14 protein-coding genes are annotated in these 16295 nt (G+C 72.3%); 1 reads left to right on the forward strand and 13 read right to left on the reverse strand.

Annotated features, from left to right (window positions below; all coding sequences use genetic code 11):
- Positions 1-762 precede the first annotated feature (762 nt).
- From ACFRIC_RS22010 to ACFRIC_RS22040, 7 genes are all read right to left on the reverse strand, one after another.
- Positions 763-3726 carry an SNF2-related protein gene (locus ACFRIC_RS22010; RefSeq protein WP_382788215.1) on the reverse strand — a complete coding sequence of 988 codons (2964 nt, stop codon included), beginning with the start codon at positions 3724-3726 and terminating at the stop codon, positions 763-765.
- 161 nt (positions 3727-3887) lie between these two features.
- Positions 3888-4469: a sugar kinase gene (locus tag ACFRIC_RS22015; RefSeq protein WP_382788217.1), complete on the reverse strand. Its 582-nt coding sequence runs from the start codon at positions 4467-4469 to the stop codon at positions 3888-3890.
- Positions 4466-5653 carry an ROK family glucokinase gene (locus ACFRIC_RS22020; protein WP_382788219.1) on the reverse strand — a complete coding sequence of 396 codons (1188 nt, stop codon included), beginning with the start codon at positions 5651-5653 and terminating at the stop codon, positions 4466-4468. The genes ACFRIC_RS22015 and ACFRIC_RS22020 overlap by 4 nt, the downstream gene beginning before the upstream one ends.
- A 129-nt stretch (positions 5654-5782) precedes the next feature.
- On the reverse strand, positions 5783-6589 hold the full coding sequence (locus tag ACFRIC_RS22025; RefSeq protein WP_382788745.1) for an ATP-binding cassette domain-containing protein: 807 nt from the start codon (positions 6587-6589) through the stop codon (positions 5783-5785).
- Positions 6590-6600: 11 nt separating this feature from the next.
- The gene (locus ACFRIC_RS22030; RefSeq protein ID WP_382788221.1) at positions 6601-7656 is read right to left on the reverse strand and encodes an ABC transporter permease; all 1056 of its coding nucleotides are present in this window, start codon (positions 7654-7656) and stop codon (positions 6601-6603) included.
- Positions 7653-8657 (reverse strand): sugar ABC transporter substrate-binding protein, encoded by a 1005-nt coding sequence (locus tag ACFRIC_RS22035; protein WP_382788223.1) that lies wholly within the window; start codon positions 8655-8657, stop codon positions 7653-7655. The genes ACFRIC_RS22030 and ACFRIC_RS22035 overlap by 4 nt, the downstream gene beginning before the upstream one ends.
- 183 nt (positions 8658-8840) lie before the next feature.
- Complete coding sequence (locus ACFRIC_RS22040) at positions 8841-9578, reverse strand: GntR family transcriptional regulator (protein WP_382788748.1); 738 nt, start codon at positions 9576-9578, stop codon at positions 8841-8843.
- Positions 9579-9706: 128 nt separating this feature from the next.
- Here ACFRIC_RS22040 and ACFRIC_RS22045 point away from each other — a divergent pair, with 128 nt between their 5' ends.
- Positions 9707-10720, forward strand: a complete 1014-nt coding sequence (locus tag ACFRIC_RS22045; RefSeq protein ID WP_382788225.1) for a Gfo/Idh/MocA family oxidoreductase — start codon at positions 9707-9709, stop codon at positions 10718-10720.
- Between the two features lie 115 nt (positions 10721-10835).
- On the opposite strand, the gene ACFRIC_RS22050 is transcribed toward ACFRIC_RS22045, so the two are convergent.
- The 6 genes from ACFRIC_RS22050 to ACFRIC_RS22075 all read right to left on the reverse strand — a co-directional run bounded on the left by ACFRIC_RS22050 (position 10836) and on the right by ACFRIC_RS22075 (position 16290).
- Complete coding sequence (locus tag ACFRIC_RS22050) at positions 10836-11330, reverse strand: hypothetical protein (protein WP_382788227.1); 495 nt, start codon at positions 11328-11330, stop codon at positions 10836-10838.
- A gap of 31 nt (positions 11331-11361) precedes the next feature.
- On the reverse strand, positions 11362-12537 hold the full coding sequence (locus ACFRIC_RS22055) for a cytochrome P450 (RefSeq protein WP_382788229.1): 1176 nt from the start codon (positions 12535-12537) through the stop codon (positions 11362-11364).
- Between the two features lie 42 nt (positions 12538-12579).
- A complete protein-coding gene (locus tag ACFRIC_RS22060) occupies positions 12580-13251 on the reverse strand; it encodes a response regulator (RefSeq protein ID WP_382788231.1) in 672 nt (223 codons plus the stop codon).
- Between the two features lie 341 nt (positions 13252-13592).
- Positions 13593-14864 carry a histidine kinase gene (locus tag ACFRIC_RS22065; protein ID WP_382788233.1) on the reverse strand — a complete coding sequence of 424 codons (1272 nt, stop codon included), beginning with the start codon at positions 14862-14864 and terminating at the stop codon, positions 13593-13595.
- Positions 14865-15092: 228 nt separating this feature from the next.
- Positions 15093-15485: a ribonuclease domain-containing protein gene (locus ACFRIC_RS22070; RefSeq protein ID WP_382788235.1), complete on the reverse strand. Its 393-nt coding sequence runs from the start codon at positions 15483-15485 to the stop codon at positions 15093-15095.
- 196 nt (positions 15486-15681) lie between these two features.
- Positions 15682-16290: a dihydrofolate reductase family protein gene (locus ACFRIC_RS22075; RefSeq protein WP_382788237.1), complete on the reverse strand. Its 609-nt coding sequence runs from the start codon at positions 16288-16290 to the stop codon at positions 15682-15684.
- Positions 16291-16295: the final 5 nt, after the last annotated feature.

Consider the following 16295-nt stretch of genomic DNA (forward strand, 5'->3'; position numbering starts at 1 on the left):
CGTCGCTCCCGCCGTCCGGAGCCTCGGACCGAAGCCGCCGCGCCTCGTCCCGGGCGGCGCGCAAGGCCTCACGGGCGATGTCACCGGGGCGTGCGCCTCCGCCGGCCTCCGCAGAGGCATGGTCCGTCGCGGCCGGCTCCGTCGCCGTCGCCCGTCGCAGTGCCTCGCGGGCCGCGTCACTCGGCCTCGCCACCGGGGCGGACGCACTCGTCTGCGACTCGGGCGCACCAGACCCGGTGGACGCACCGGAGGCGGTCGGCTCATCGGGCGCGGCGGGCTCGTCGGAAGGGGCGCGCTCGTCGGAAGGGGCCGGCGCGTGGGAAGGGGCCGACTCATCGGAAAGGGACGCGGACAGGGACGACCGGCCCGGCACCCCCTCCCGCTCGGCGCCCCGGCCCGCACTCCCACGGGCGCCCACACCCACGCCGTCACCAGCACCCGAGCCCGCACCCGCACCCGAGCCCGCACCCGCACCCGCACCCGCACCCGCACCCGAGCCTGGGCCCAAGCCCGCCTGATCATCGGCCGCCGCGGCCTTCCGGGCCGCGCGCAGGGCACGGCGGGCCGCGTCGGCGGGGCGTTCACCGGTGACAGCGCCTTCGCCGGTCACGGGGCGTTCCTCGGTGACAGGGGCTTCGCCGGTCACGGAGTCCTCCCCAGTGACGGGGCCCTCCTCGGTCACGGGGCCTCGGGGCTCGGTGCCGTCGGCCGGTTCGCCGGACTCGGTCTCGGGCACGCGGGGCTCCTCTCCCCCGGTCCCGGTCATGACGGCCTCCGGAGCGAGACGAGGTCGGACAGTTCGCGGTCGGTGAGCTCCGTCAGGGACGCCTCGCCCGAGCCGAGGATCGCGTCGGCGAGGGCCCTCTTCGCTTCGAGCATCTCGGCGATGCGGTCCTCCACCGTGCCCTCGGTGATGAGGCGGTGCACCTGGACGGGCTGGGTCTGGCCGATGCGGTAGGCGCGGTCGGTGGCCTGCTCCTCGACGGCCGGGTTCCACCAGCGGTCGAAGTGGACGACATGGCCCGCGCGGGTGAGGTTCAGACCGGTGCCGGCCGCCTTGAGCGACAGCACCAGGACGGGGGTCTCCCCGCTCTGGAAGCGGTCCACCATGTGTTCGCGGTCCGCGACCGGCGTACCGCCGTGCAGGAGCTCGACCGGGACGGCGCGGGCGGTCAGATGTTCCGTGATGAGGCGGGCCATGCCGACGTACTGCGTGAACACGAGGGCCGAGCCGTCCTCGGCGAGCAGGGTGTCCAACAGCTCGTCGAGCAGGGCCAGTTTGCCGGAGCGTGGGGAGGTCCCCCGCGCGGCTTCGCGTACGTCCTCCTTGAGGAACAGGGCCGGGTGATTGCAGATCTGCTTGAGGGAGGTCAGCAGTTTGAGGACGAGTCCCCGGCGGGCGATGCCGTCGGTGGTCTCGATCGTCAGCATGGACTCGCGGACCACCGCCTCGTACAGAGAGGCCTGTTCGCGGGTGAGCGGGACGGGGTGGTCCGTCTCCGTCTTCGGCGGGAGTTCGGGGACGATGCCGGGGTCGGACTTCTTGCGGCGGAGCAGGAACGGGCGGATCAGCCGGGCGAGCCGGGCCACGGCCTCCTCGTCCTCGCCGTTCTCCACGGCGCGGGCGTGCCGGGCGCGGAAGGACTTGAGGGGGCCGAGCAGTCCCGGGGTCGTCCAGTCCAGCAGGGCCCACAGTTCGGAGAGGTTGTTCTCCACGGGCGTGCCGGTGAGCGCGACGCGCGCGGGGGCCGGGATCGTGCGCAGGGCCTTCGCCGTCGCCGAGTAGGGGTTCTTGACGTGCTGCGCCTCGTCCGCGACGACCATGCCCCAGCGCTGGTCGGCGAGGTGGGCGGCGGCCGAGCGCATCGTGCCGTACGTGGTGAGCACGAAGCCGCCGTCGAGGCCGTCGAGGGTGCGGTCGGGGCCGTGGAAGCGGCGCACCGGGACGCCGGGCGCGAAACGGGTGATCTCCCGCTGCCAGTTGCCGAGGAGCGAGGCGGGGCAGACCACCAGCGTCGGTTCGCTGCGGGCCCGCTTCAGGTGGAGCGCGATGAGCGTGACGGTCTTGCCGAGGCCCATGTCGTCGGCGAGGCAGCCGCCGAGCCCGAGGGAGGTCATGAGGTCGAGCCAGGCGAGGCCGCGGAGTTGGTAGTCCCGCAGGCGGGCGTCCAGGCCGGGTGGGGGTTCGACGGGGGTCACGCCCGCGGTGAGGCGGTCGCGCAGGGTGGCGAGGGCGCCGACGGGCACCGCCTCGACCGTCTCGCCGTCGACCTCGGCGGTTCCGGTGAGCGCGGCGGACAGGGCGTCCACCGGGTCGAGCAGGCCCAGTTCGCGTTTGCGGGCCTTGCGGACGAGGGCGGGGTCGACCAGGACCCACTGGTCGCGCAGCCGGACGACGGGCCGGTGGGCCTCGGCCAGCGCGTCCATCTCGGCCTCGCTGAGGGGATCTCCGCCGAGGGCCAACTGCCAGCGGAACTGGAGCAGTTCCTCGCTCTCGAAGAATCCCGTCCCGTCGGTCGCCGAGCCGGGCGCGGGGCGCACGATCGCGGCGGCGCTCAGATCGTGCGCCAGGTCCCGGGGCCAGTGCACGGCGACACCGGCGGCGCCGAGCCGGGTCGCGACGACTCCGAGCAGATCCGACAGCTCTTCCTCGGAGAGCGCGAGCACGTCCGGGACGTCCTGCTCGGACAGCCGGTCGAGGGGTGGCCAGACCCGGGCCGCGCGGCGGACGGCGAGGGCGGCGTCGACGCGGGCGCGGGGCCCGAACACCGTGTCGGCGTCGCCCGCCCACAGGGCGGCCGCGTCCACGACAAGCGTGGGGTCGGCGAGGCTGTGCACCTGGACGACGGCGGCGCCCGCGCGCCGCGCTCCCTCTCCGTCGTCGAAGAGCTGGTGGGCGGACAGGTCAAGACGCAGCGAGATCCGTACCCCCGCGTCCATGCCGGCGGCGACCTCGGCGGCCCAGTCGTGTGCGCCGGTCAGCCGCTGCGGCGCGCGGGCCGCGAAGGGTCCGCCGGAGGTGTGGGGCGCGGCGGGGGTGCGGGGCAGGGTGTCGGCGACGGCGTCCAGGAACGACCGCACCAGGGCTTCCGGCTCGGGCAGCCGCACCGGTCCCCTGCCGGGCAGGGGGACGGCGTGTCCCTCGTACGGGAGGGCCTCGGCCACCGACCTCAGGTGGGCGATGTCCTCCGGGTCCAGGGGGCCCGCGCGCCAGGCGTCGAAGCCGCCGGGGGTGAGTCCCGGCAGCAGGCGTCCGCGGGCGACCAGGCGCAGCGCGTGGAGCGCGGCGGCGCCCCAGCAGACGGTGGCGGGGTGGGCCGCCGGGTCGCGCCGGGCCCCGGCCAGCAGCGGGAGTGCCTCGGCGACCGAGAGGGTCACCGCGGGGACGGTGCTCCTGCGGACGCCCGAGCCGTGCGGTCGTACGACTGTCAGTTCGGTGTGCTCGGGCCCGGACGCTCGCGTCCCGGGTGCGGTGGCCCCTTCGGAGTGGTCCGCGGGCCGCGGGCCGTCCCCGTCGTCCTCGGCGGGCGGGGGCTCCCCGTGCGGGTCCCAGAACGCGACGCGTCCCTCGCGGGGCAGCGGCGCGGGCAGGAAGACGGCGGCGAGCCGCGTGGAGGGCGGCAGCTCGGCGGACGGCCGGGCGAGCTCGCGCGGCCGGGCGTCCGCCGTGGAGGCGGAGGGTGCCCAGGCCGAGGGCACGCCCGCGGAAGGCGTCCGCGCGGTCATCGCTTCCACCCCGTCCCGCATACGCCCGGTCACCTCCCGCCCTTCGGTCGAATCAGTTGTCTTCGACTCTACGGGCGGGGTCTGACAATCGGCTCCCGCCTCCGCGGCGGGCTGCGACGGGCCTCGTCACCTGGCCCGGCCCGGTGTGGCGGGGCCCGGCGCTACGGGATCGTGCGCGAGACGATGTAGACCATCGGGTGGTCCGTCTCGGAGCCGTTCACGACGATGTCCTGGGTGGGCGCGGGGTCCTTCTGCTTGTGGACGAGTCCCCACCAGGGGCCGGGGCCGGTGAACTCCCATCCGACGACCTTCTGGTTGCGGTCGCTGATGGTGATGTGGTCCTTCTTCAGGGCGGCACGGCTGGTGCCGACGCCCTTGAGGAACGTGTCGAGCCCCTTCTGGGTGGTGCCGAACTGGACGTACAGCCGGCTGGTCTTCCAGTTGTTCGTCTCGTAGTACGCGACGTCGGTGGACTTGCCGGGGATGGGCACCTGGTAGAGGCGGCGCTGGACGCGCGAGGGCCAGCCCGAGGTGAGGCCGGTCGCCGAGTACTTCTCCTCCTTGTCCTTGCCGCTGTTGCGGCTCTGGTCGGCGGAGATCACCAGGTAGCCGGCGGGCACGCCGATGAGCAGCACGATGATCAGCAGGGTCAGCGCGCGGCGGCGGAACTTGTGGCGCGGGTCCTCGGGCGGCCGCTGGGGCTCGTCCGGGGAGGTCGCCTGACGGGGGAGCGAGGCGGTCACCGCGACTCCTGCTGCGTCGTGCGGCGGGTCTCGGCGTAGCGCTCGTACCGCTCGTAGCGCTCCACGCGGCGTCGCTTGGCGCGCCGGAAACGGCGGGCGACCAGCCGTGCGAGGTCGGCGGCGCCGACCATGCCGGCCTCGGGGCCGAGCTGGGCGCGCGCGATCCGTGCCTCGGGGCGGTAGCCGCGGCCCGTGAGGTGCCGGCGGAAGGCGTCGCGGGCGGGACCGATCAGCAGGTCGTCGGCCGCGCTCACCCCGCCGCCGATGACGAAGCAGGACGGGTCGAGGGCGGCGGCCAGGTTGGCGATGCCGACCCCGAGCCACTGCCCGATGTCCTGGAGGAGTTCGACGCACATGGCGTCGCCCTCGCGGGCCAGCTCGGTGATCATCGGGCCGGTGATGTCGCCGATGTTGCCCTTGACGTGCTCGATGATCCCGAACGCCACCGGGGAGTCGGCCGCGGCGAGCTCGCGGGCCTCGCGCACGAGCGCGTTGCCGGAGCTGTACTGCTCCCAGCAGCCGCGGTTGCCGCACGGGCAGCGATGGCCGCCGGGCACGACCTGCATGTGGCCGAACTCTCCGGCGACCCCGAACTTTCCGCGTTTGACCTGGCCGTCCTCGAGGATCGCGCCCCCGATGCCGGTGCCCAGGGTGATCATGACGAGGTGGTCCTCGCCGCGTCCGGCGCCGAACCGCCACTCGGCCCAGGCGGCGGCGTTGGCGTCGTTGTCGACCAGGACGGGCACCGCGAGCCGGCCCGCGAGGCGGTCGCGCAGCGGCTCGTTGCGCCAGGACAGGTGCGGGGCGAACAGGATGCGGTTGCGTTCGGCGTCGACCCAGCCGGCCGCGCCGATGCCGACGGCGTGCACGTCGTGCCGGTCGGAGAGGTCCAGCACCAGTTCGACGATGGTGTCCTCGACGACCTTGGGGCTCTTGGACTTGTCCGGCGTCTCGGCGCGGACCTTCTCCAGGATGTTGCCGTCGGCGTCCACCACGCCCGCCATCACCTTCGTGCCGCCGATGTCGATGCCGACGGTGGGGACGCGGGGTGCCGTCAGATGGGAACGGCGCTCGCGTGTGCCCACGGTCCGCAGGACGGTGGCGCGCGCGGAGCCGATGGGGGTGCTCCCCGCGCGAGCGGAGCCGAGAGCTCGGGGCAGCGCGAGGTCGCGGTAGGTGCTCATCGCGCCGATTCTGCCTTACGCCGCACCGGGGCCGCACCGTGGAAGCGCGGTGACACAGGTGACCTGTGGGCCGTCTGTGGCCCGGTCCGCCCGGTCCGCGGGGCCGTCCGGGTCATGGCCCCGCGGCCCTCACAGGGCACGGTTCTCCAGCTCGTGCCGCAGGTCGTCCAGCTCGCTTCCGCCCGCCATCTGGCGCGTCAGCTCGTCCAGCGTGATCCCGTCCCGGGTGTAGCTGCCCGACATGGTGCCGCGCTTCAGCAGGACGAAACGATCACCCACGAGATAGGCGTGATGCGGATTGTGGGTGATGAACACAACACCCAGTCCGGCGTCCCGTGCGGCGGCCACATATTTGAGCACCACACCGGACTGCTTCACGCCGAGGGCGGCCGTGGGCTCGTCGAGGACGAGGACCTTGGCGCCGAAATGGACGGCGCGCGCGATCGCCACGCACTGGCGCTCGCCTCCGGAGAGGGTGCCGATCGGCTGGTCGACGTCGCGCAGGTCGATGCCCATGCGCAGGAGTTCCGCGTGGGTCGTGCGCCGCATGTGGTCGACGTCGAGGTGCTTGAACGGGCCGAAGCCCTTCCGGGGCTCGGAGCCCAGGAAGAAGTTCCGCCAGACCGGCATCAGCGGGACGACGGCGAGGTCCTGGTAGACGGTGGCGATGCCGCGGTCCAGGGCCTCGCGCGGGGAGGCAAGCCGGGTCTCCTCGCCCTCGACGCGCAGGGTGCCGCCGTCGTGCCGGTGGCGACCCGCGATGATCTTGATGAGGGTGGACTTGCCCGCGCCGTTGTCGCCGAGCACACAGGTGATCTCGCCCGCGTGGACCTCGAGGGAGACCCCTTCGAGGGCGCGGATGTTGCCGTAGTACTTGCTGACGTCGTCGAGCTCGACGAGCGCCGGGCGCCGCGCGGCGGCGGATTCCTCGGTCATCTTCTCCGTCGTCACTTCGTGGCCTCCGCGCGCTTGCGGACCCAGTGGTTGAGCAGGGTCGCGAGGAGCAGCATCACGCCCAGGAAGAACTTGAACCAGTCGGGGTTCCACTCGGCGAACACGATGCCCTTGCTGACCATGCCGAAGATCAGCGCGCCCACGGCCGCGCCGATCGCGGAGCCGTAGCCGCCGGTGATCAGACAGCCGCCGATGACGGCCGCGATGATGTAGATCAGTTCGTTGCCGACGCCCTCGCCGGACTGCACGACGTCGAACGAGAACAGCAGATGCTGTCCCGAGATCCAGGCGCCGAAGGCGACGCCCATGTAGAGGCCGATCTTGGTCTTGTCGACCGGGACGCCGACCGCGCGGGCCGCCTCCTCGCCGCCGCCGACGGCGTAGATCCAGTTGCCGACGCGGGTGCGCAGCAGGATCCAGGTGGCCACGGCGACCAGGACCAGCCACCACAGGATGGTGATCTTGAAGTCGACGCCGCCGATGGTGATCGTCGAGGCGAAGACGTCCTTGGCGGAGGAGAAGCCCTCCATGTCGGAGATCGACTTGGTGGAGACCGTGCCGCTGATCAGCTTGGTGAAGCCGAGGTTCATGCCGGTCAGCATCAGGAAGGTGCCGAGCGTGATGATGAAGCTGGGCGGGTCGGTGCGGGTCAGCATGACGCCGTTGAAGACGCCGATCGCGAGGGTGGCGAGGAGCGAGACGAACACACCGACCCAGACGTTCGCCGTCATCTGGTAGCTGAACATCGACGAGATCAGCGCGGAGCTGGTCACCATGACGCCCGCGGAGAGATCGAACTCGCCGCCGATCATCAGCAGCGCGACCGGGACGGCCATGATGCCGATGGTCGACGCCGCGTACAGGACCGTGCTGAGGCTGGAGGCGCGTACGAAACTGTCCGCGAACAGCGCGAAGAACACGAACACCGCGAGCGCGCCGACCACCGAGCCGAGCTCGGGGCGGCTCAGCAGTTTGCGCCAGGGAGAGGTCTTCAGGAGGCGCTCGTCGGTCCGGGGGCCGGGCGCCGGCGCGGGTGCCGTGGCGGTCATCGGGTCCCCCGATCCGCGTAGCGCTCCAGCTCGGAGGCCTGGTCCTTGGTGATGATCTGCGGTCCGGTCAGGACGGGCTTGCCGCCGCCGAGGACGTCCGCGTTGTACTTGTACAGCCAGAGCAGGTCCACGGCCTCGTACCCCTGGAGCCAGGGCTGCTGGTCGACGGCGAAGCCGAGGGTGCCGTTCTTCAGCTCGGCGGCGACCTTCGCGTTCAGGTCGAAGGTGTCGATCTCGGCCTTGCTGCCCGCGTCGTTCCTGGCCTTGACGGCGGTGTCCGCGAAGGGGGCGCCGAGCGTGACGACCGAGTCGATCGACTTGTCGGCCTGGAGCTTGGCGCCGATCGAGGACTGGACGTCGGGCATGTTGGTGCCGGTGACGTAGAGGTTCTCGACGGTCCCGTCGAAGGTCTTCTTGATGCCCGCGCAGCGCTGCTCGTGGCCGACGTTGCCCTGTTCGTGCAGGACGCACAGGGCCTTCTCGCGGCCCCGCTTGTTCAGTTCCTCGCCGACGGCCTCTCCGGCGATCGTCTCGTCCTGGCCGATGTGGGTGAGCGCGCCGAAGGCCTTCGACTCCTCGGAGCCGGAGTTCACCGTGATCACCGGGATGCCCGCCTTGCGGGCCCGGGCGACGGCGGCCTTCATGGCGTCGGGCTTGGCCAGCGTGACGATGATGCCGTCGACCTTCTTGTCCACGGCGGCGTCCACGAGCTGCGCCTGCTGCTGGGCCTCGTCGTCGTGCGAGTACAGGAAGTTGATGTTGTCCTTGACGGCGGCCTGCTTGGCGCCGTTCTGGACGATGTCCCAGAAGGTGTCGCCGTCGCCCGAGTGGGTGATCATCGCGAAGGTCCACCGGGGCGTGTTGACCGCGGCCCTGCCCTGGGCCGCGGCCGCCTTGCGGGCATCCTCGGCTCGTTTGCCCCCGGTGCTGCTGCATCCCGCGAGGGAGACCGTCAGCGCCCCCGCCAGCGCGATGCCCACCCAGGTCCGTGTCCGTGCCACGAGGCCGTGCCCTTCTTGCCGTGCTCTTGGTGTGCCGGGCCGTGAGGACCGGCCCGGGGGCCCTCCGGCGGGCCCGTGCGGACCGGATTCGCACCGGCCCAAACGGCCAAGTATCGATCATTGGGATCATCCGCCCAAATCACGGTTCCCGCGCGCGCTGGGAGACGGCCTCCGGGAGGCGGGTCAGGGCCGTACGAGGAGCTGGAACTCGAAGGAGTAGCGCGAGGCGCGGTAGATGTGGGAGCCGAACTCGACGGCGCGGCCGGTGTCGTCGAACGTGGTGCGCTGCATGGTGAGGACCGGGGCCCCGGCCGGCTCGCCGAGCCGCTCCCCCTCGTCCGCTCCGGCCGCGCGGGCCCCGACGGACTGGCGGGCGCTGTGGAGGGTGATGCCGGCCCCGCGCATCAGCCGGTAGAGGCCGGTGGCCTCCATGCGGTCGCTGTCGAGTTCCAGCAGCCCGGGGGGCAGGAAGTTGCAGAGGTACGCCATCGGCTCCCCGTGCGCGAGACGCAGCCGTTCGACGCGGTGGATCTCGCTGCCCTCGGGCACCCCCAGTGCGGCCGCGACCTCGGTGGACGCCGGTTCGACGGTGTTGACGACCACCTGCGTCGCGGGGCGCTGGCCGGCCGACTCCAGGTCGTCGTAGAGGCTGCTGAGTTCGAGGGGGCGCTTGACCTGGCTGTGCACGACCTGCGTACCGACGCCCCGGCGCCGCACGAGCAGCCCCTTGTCGACGAGGGACTGGATGGCCTGGCGGACCGTGGGGCGGGACAGACCGAGCCGCGCGGCGAGCTCGATCTCGTTGCCGAGGAGGCTCCCGGGGGTCAGCGCTCCGTGCTCGATGGCGGCCTCGAGCTGCTGCGAGAGCTGGAAGTACAGCGGGACCGGACTGGTGCGGTCGACGCCGAGCTGGAGCGACACGGTCGGATCCACAACTGGTTTGGCCACGGATCGAGCGTAGCCCCGGGACATGTTGACGGGAAGTTGTGAAGTTCGATTGTCCGGACAAACCATTGACAGCGCGACGGGTCGCCCCCCAGTTTGTTCCCATGCGCATCGGACTCATCGGAGCGGGCCGTATCGGTACATTTCACGCGGCCACTCTCAGTCGTCACCGTGAGGTCGGAGGCTCCCTCATCGTCACGGACGCGGATCCCGTACGGGCCCAGCGGCTGGCGGACCGACTGGGCGCGACGGCTGCGCCCACCGTGAACGAGATCTTCACCTGGGGCGTGGACGCGGTGGTCATCACGGCCGCCACCTCGGCCCACGCCGAGCTGATCGGCCGGGCGGCACGCTCCGGACTCCCGGTCTTCTGCGAGAAGCCCATAGCTCTCGACCTGGCGGGCACGCTGGCCGCGCTCGCCGAGGTCGACGCCGCGGGAACGGTTCTGCAGATGGGCTTCCAGCGCCGCTTCGACGTGGGGTACACCGCCGCCCGCGAGGCCGTGCGCTCGGGCCGGCTCGGCCGGCTGCACACCGTGCGCGCGATGACGTCGGACCAGTCGCCGCCCCCGGCCGACTACCTCCCGCTCTCCGGCGGTCTCTACCGCGACTGCCTGATCCACGACTTCGACATGCTGCGCTGGGTCAGCGGCCGCGAGGTCGTCCAGGTGTACGCGACCGGCTCCGACGCCGGGCCCCCGATGTTCCGCGAGGCGAACGACATCGACACCGGCGCGGCCGTCCTCACCTTCGACGACGGCATGCTCGCGACGGCGACGGCCACCCGCGTGAACGGCGCCGGCTACGACGTGCGCATGGAACTCTCCGGCGAGCTGGATCAGATCGCCGTCGGTCTGGACGACCGCACGCCGATCGCCTCGACCGAACCGGCCGGACCGCCGCCCGCGGACAAGCCGTGGACGGGCTTTCTGGAACGCTTCGGCCCCGCGTACGAGGCGGAGCTCGCCGCGTTCGTCGAGGTGGTCCGCGGCGAGCGCGCCAATCCCTGCGACGGCCGCGAGGCACTGGAGGCACTGCGGATCGCCGAGGCCTGCGAAGTGTCCCGGCGCGAGCGGCGCCCGGTGTCTCCGGCGGAGATCCCGGGCGGCAGGCTCTGACGACCGAGGGGTCTCGTTCGCTCCCGGGAGGCGGCGGTCGCGAGCCGGCACGAGGCGTCCGGCGCCCGGCGGCCCGTCCGACGCTGGGCGGCCGGGCATCCCGCCGTCCGGACCCTCACCCCAGGAGCCGGACGGCGGGGGTCTCGCCGTCGAGGCCGAGCCGCCGGTCGCAGTGCTTGCACGTCAGGTGGTGCGGCCGGACCTGGTTGGTCTGGATACTCGCGGTGCCCGACTCGTCCGCCTCCGGGCAGTGATAGGCGAGGTGCAGCCGCACCCAGGGGTGGCTGGTGGGCGCGGCAGCCTTCCGGTCGTCCCGTGTGTCGGTGAAGGGCGCCCACCAGAAGTCGACCAGCGCCCGGACGGCCAGCCGCTCCCGGCCGCTCGTGGTGTCGAACGCCGCGATCCTCCCCGCGGTGTGGTGGCGCTGGAGGCCGCTGCGGCTGCCGGAGCACAGCGCCTGCTCGGCGCCGCGCTCGAACACCGTGGTCCGACCGGTCCGCTCGCAGATGAAGCAATCGAGGGTGAACTCCAGCAGGGAGCGCCAGTAGAGGCGATGCCGGGAGTCCTCAAGACCGGTCAACTCCGCGGTGATCTCCGCCGTACGCAGCACGGGCGACGCTCCTCACACGGCACCGGGCCGCTCACCAGCGCACCGGCATCCGGCGCACACCTCTCATCAGCATGCCGGGCAGCCAGCCGCTCGGCGGCCCGTCGAGCGCCAGGTCCGGGCACCGCTCCAGCAAGGAGCGCAGGGCCACTTGGGCTTCGAGCCGGGCCAGCGGCGCGCCCAGACAGTAGTGGATGCCATGCCCGAAGGCGAGATGACCGCGGGACTCACGCCGGAGGTCGAAGCGGTCGGGCTCCGGATAGCGCGCCGCGTCGCGGTCGGCCGCGCTGAGGCCGATCATCACCTCTTCCCCCGCCGCGATCGCTGTGCCACCGATGTGGAGCGGTTCGGCGGCATAGCGGAAGGTCGCGTTCTCCACCGGGCCGTCGTGGCGCAGCGTCTCCTCGATGACGCCGTCCAGAAGCGTCATATCCGCCCGGACCGCGGCGAGTTGGTCCGCGTGGCCGAGCAGGGCCCGGACGGCGCCGGAGATGAGATTGACCGTCGTCTCGTGTCCGGCGACGAGGAGCAGGAACGCCATGCCGCGCAGTTCCCCCGGCGAGAGCCGGTCGCCGTCCTCGGCCGTGGTGCGGATGAGACCGCTGAGCAGGTCGCCGGTGGGACCCGCGCACCGCTTGTCCTCAATGAGTTCGTCGAGATAGTCGGCGAGTTGGGCCCAGGCCTTCTGCTCGCTCTCGGCGCTGGTGGGAGCGACCGTCTCCGTGGACAGGGCGCGGAAGGCGGCCCGGTCCGGCTCGGGCACCCCGAGCAGCTCGCAGATCACGGTCAACGGGAGCGGATAGGCGAAGGACTCGACGAGGTCGGCCTGGCCGCGCGGAACCATCGCGTCGAGCAGTTCGTCGGCGATCTCCTGGATCCGCGGGCGCAGGGCCGCGACCCGCCGGCCGGTGAACTCGCCCGCGATCAGGGTCCGGAGCCGGGTGTGCTGCGGTGGGTCGGCGAACAGCATGTGCCTGCCGATCAGTTCCTCTCCGTAGAAGAGGAACCCCGCCGTGTCCGGGTTCTTGGCCAGCCGCGGGTCGGCGAGCGCGGCCCGCGCCTCCTCGTACCCCACGACGAGCCATGTCTCATGCGTCGCGTCCGGCGCCGGCAGTCTGACCCGGTGCACCGGACCGAGCGCGCGTAACTCGGCGTAGACCGGATGCGGATCCTCGGTGAACCGCGCTCCGTACTCCCCCAGATCGATCACGACTCTCCTCCCGTCACCCCGCTCAACGCGCGAGCACCCCGCTCAGTGCCCGTCCTCCTCCAGCAGTCCGGCGTCGTACGCCAGCAACGCGATCTGCACACGGTTGTTGAGGCCGAGCTTGGCGAGGATGCGGGAGACGTGGGTCTTGACCGTGGCGACGCTCATGAACAGTCCGGCCGCGATCTCCGCGTTCGACCTGCCCCGGCCGACCTCGACGGCGACCTCGCGCTCCCGCTCGTTCAGTTCCGCCATCCGGGAACGGGCGCCCGACCTGCGGGTGTCGGCGGTGGAACCGGCGGCGTGCGCCATCAACTGGCGGGTGACGGCGGGCGACAGCACCGGGTCTCCGGCCGCGACCCGGCGCACCGCAGAGAGGATCTCCGCGGGCGGTGTGTCCTTGAGGACGAACCCGGCGGCGCCCGCGCGCAGGGCCCTCAGCACCTGTTCGTCGGCGTGGAAGGTCGTCAGGACGACGACCTGGGGCGCCTCCGCGCGCTCGCGCAGCCGCTCCGTGGCCGTCAGTCCGTCGACGCCGGGCATCCTGATGTCCATCAGGACGACGTCGGGGCGGGTGCGGTCGACGAGTTCCTCCACCTCGCTGCCGTCGGCTGCCTCGCCGACGATCTCGACGTCCTCGGCGCCGCCCAGCATGAGGGCCAGCCCCGCCCTCACCAACGGATCGTCGTCCACCAGCACCAGCCGAATCCCAGTCATCCCCTCACCCAACCAGCTCCCCAAGCCTTGTCTCGCCCCCTCCGCCCCTACCCGACCCGAACCCGGGGCTCCGCCCCAGACCCCGCTCCTCGAACGCCGGAGGGGCTGAAACTTGCCCCCGCTCTCGAACAGTGGGCGGATGCGGCCGGGGATTCGGGACTGCACCTGAGCCAGAGCGCACCCGCAGTCGGCGACGCACGGAAGGGGACGTGCCGGTACATCAAATGCCCGCAGGCCGGACGGATCGACACCCACCCGCGCCTCGAAACCCCGCTGAGATCCGTTCGGATGCGGGCGGATGTACCGGCGCGGCCCCGCCCCACCCACCGGACCCGACCCGGCTACACCCTCCACGGCAACCAGGCCTCCACCCGAAACCCACCCCCCACACCCCCGTGCTCCAACCGCCCCCCGGCCAACGTCGCCCGCTCCCTCAACCCGATCAGCCCCTGCCCGGACCCCGGCACCCTGGGCACCGGCCCCGGCGGGGCGGGATGGGCGACGGTCACGGTCAGCCCCGAGCCCGCAGCGCCCCGCACCGTGACCGTGACCTCCGCCCCCGGCGCGTGCTTGCGCGCGTTCGTCAGCCCCTCCTGGACGATGCGGTACGCGGTCCGCCCCACGGACGCGGGCACCGCGCCCGGATCGGCGACCCCGTTGTCGAGGACGACCTTGGCACCGGCCGACCGCGACTCGGCGACCAGCCCGTCGAGCGCCGCCAGCGTCGGCTGCGGCCGCCCCGCCTCGTCGGAGTCCCCGGCCCGCAGCACCCCGATGATCTCGCGCAGATCCTGCAGGGCCTCGTGCGCGCTCTCCCGGATCACTCCGGCGGCCCGGGCGACCTCGTCCCGGGGCGCGTCGGGCCGGAACTCGAGCGCTCCCGCGTGCACGCTCAACAGCGTGAGCCGGTGCGCGAGCACGTCGTGCATCTCGCGCGCGATCGCCTCCCGGGCGAGCCGCTGCGCCTGCTCGGCCCGCAGCGCCGCCTCGGTCTCGGCCCGCCGTGCCCGGTCCCGCAGACTCAGCATGAGCTGGCGCTTGGACCGTACGAACATGCCCCAGCCGACCACCGCGGAGGTGAGCAGCGCGGTGACGGCGAGGGCGGCGAGGTAGGGCAGGTCGGGGTCGGGCCGCAGCCAGAAGAACGCCGGAAGCAGCGCGAGCTGCACGCCGGCGACCCAGGCCACGTAACGGAAGGGCCGGTGCACGGCGAGGGTGAACAGGGCGACGAGCCCGGCTCCGCCCGCCGTGTTGGAGACCAGTCCGACCGGGATCATGGCGACGGCCAGTCCCAGCGGCCACCGCCGGCGCAGCCAGACCGCCGCACAGGCGAGCACACCGATGAGCTGGTCGGCGACGGCGTACCAGTGCGGGATGCCGGGGTCGTCGCTCACGGTGTTCGCGGCCGCGAGCCCGATCGCGACGGCCAGCAGGAAGCAGCCGAAGTCGACGACCCAGTCGCGCACGGTGCGCCGGGGCCGCCCGGAGGGCCCGGCGCGCTCGGCGTCGGGATCGAGGTCGGCGGCCACGGCGGACGGCAGCAGCCAGCGCCGCGCGGCCATGACCGGCGCTGGAACGTCACGCGGCGCGGACGCCGGATGGTCACCACTCACGGTCGACAAATCTACGCAGCCGAGGCCGCCGCCACCTCCCCGCGAGCCCCGCCCGCGACCAAAGTCGGCCCGCTTCAGACTTTCGTCTCTCGTCCGGCCGGGGACCGGCGTCCCGCGACACCGGCCGGACGCGCCTCGCCCCGCGGCCGATGCGCGAGGGGGGTCCGCGGGGCGAGGTTCATGCCATGAAGCAGGTACCGGAGACGCTCTACAGCGTCGCGCTCGGCGTCAGCAACCGAAGTTGATCAGCTTGAACGTGACGTAGTGGTCCGAGGTGTAGTAGTCCTCCAGGGTCTTCTTGCCGGTCACGATGCGACGGGCACCCCGCGTCGAGGAGCCGGGCGTCTTGACCGTGTACTCGTGGTAGTAGCCGGTGGACTGGCTGGGCAGGACGCCCTCCCGGTTCTGGAAGACCGCCCCGTCCTGCGAGTACGGGAAGGGGCCGCCGGAGTCGATCAGGTCCAGCGTGTCGTACGCCTGGGACGGCAGCGCGCTGTAACAGATGCTGCCGACGGAGGCGGCCGCCGCGTTGGCCGGAGCCACGACGGTGCCACCGACGAGCAGGGCGGACATGAGGGCCACGAGGGCGCCGATGCGGGTGGTTCGTGGGGGGAATCTCATGCATCCACAATGACGCGCGTAGATGACATGTCAATGTCAAGCTCGTTGATTTCTTCGGTCGACTCCGAGGAGTTTTCCGGCAGCGGCCTACCGCGCGAGGGCCGACAGTCGACTCACGGCACGAGGGCCTGCAGTCGACCTACGGCACGAGAGCCGGCCGCCGGCCCAGGAGGCCGGCGGCCGATCGCCCGAGGACTCAGTAACTGCCGTACGTCGGCCGGCCCTCGCGCTCGTACGTGTTGATCGCGATGCCCGAGCCGGTGATCGTGCCGCCGGTGCGCCGGAACGCGGTGGGGGCGGCGCCGTCGGCGAAGAGGCGGCGGCCCTCGCCGAGCACGACGGGGAAGGTCATCAGGTGCAGGGTGTCGATCAGGCCGAGCGCGAGCAGGGACTGGGCGAGGACGGCGCTGCCGTGGATCTGGAGCTCGCCCTCGGTGCGCTCCTTCAGGGCGGTGACCTCCTTGCCGAGGTCGCCACTGATCACGGTCGTGCCCTCCCAGGCGGGGTCGGTGAGCGTCGAGGAGGCGACGTACTTGGGCAGCGCGTTCAGTTTGGACGCGATCGGGTCGGCCGGGTCGGTCATCTTCGGCCAGTAGCCCGCGAAGATCTCGTACGTGCGCCGGCCCAGGAGGAACGCGTCCACATGGGAGAAGTTGTCGACGACGAAGCGCCCGAAGTCGTCGTCGCCGAAGGGCACGCTCCAGCCACCCTGGCCGAAGCCGCCGCTGCGGTCCTCCTCGGGACCGCCCGGCGCCTGATGGACTCCGTCGATGCTGACGAACGCGGTGAGGGTGAGCTTGCCCATGACGG

Origin of the sequence: Streptomyces sp. NPDC056738, from assembly GCF_042790435.1 — a bacterium.
GTDB lineage: Bacteria > Actinomycetota > Actinomycetes > Streptomycetales > Streptomycetaceae > Streptomyces.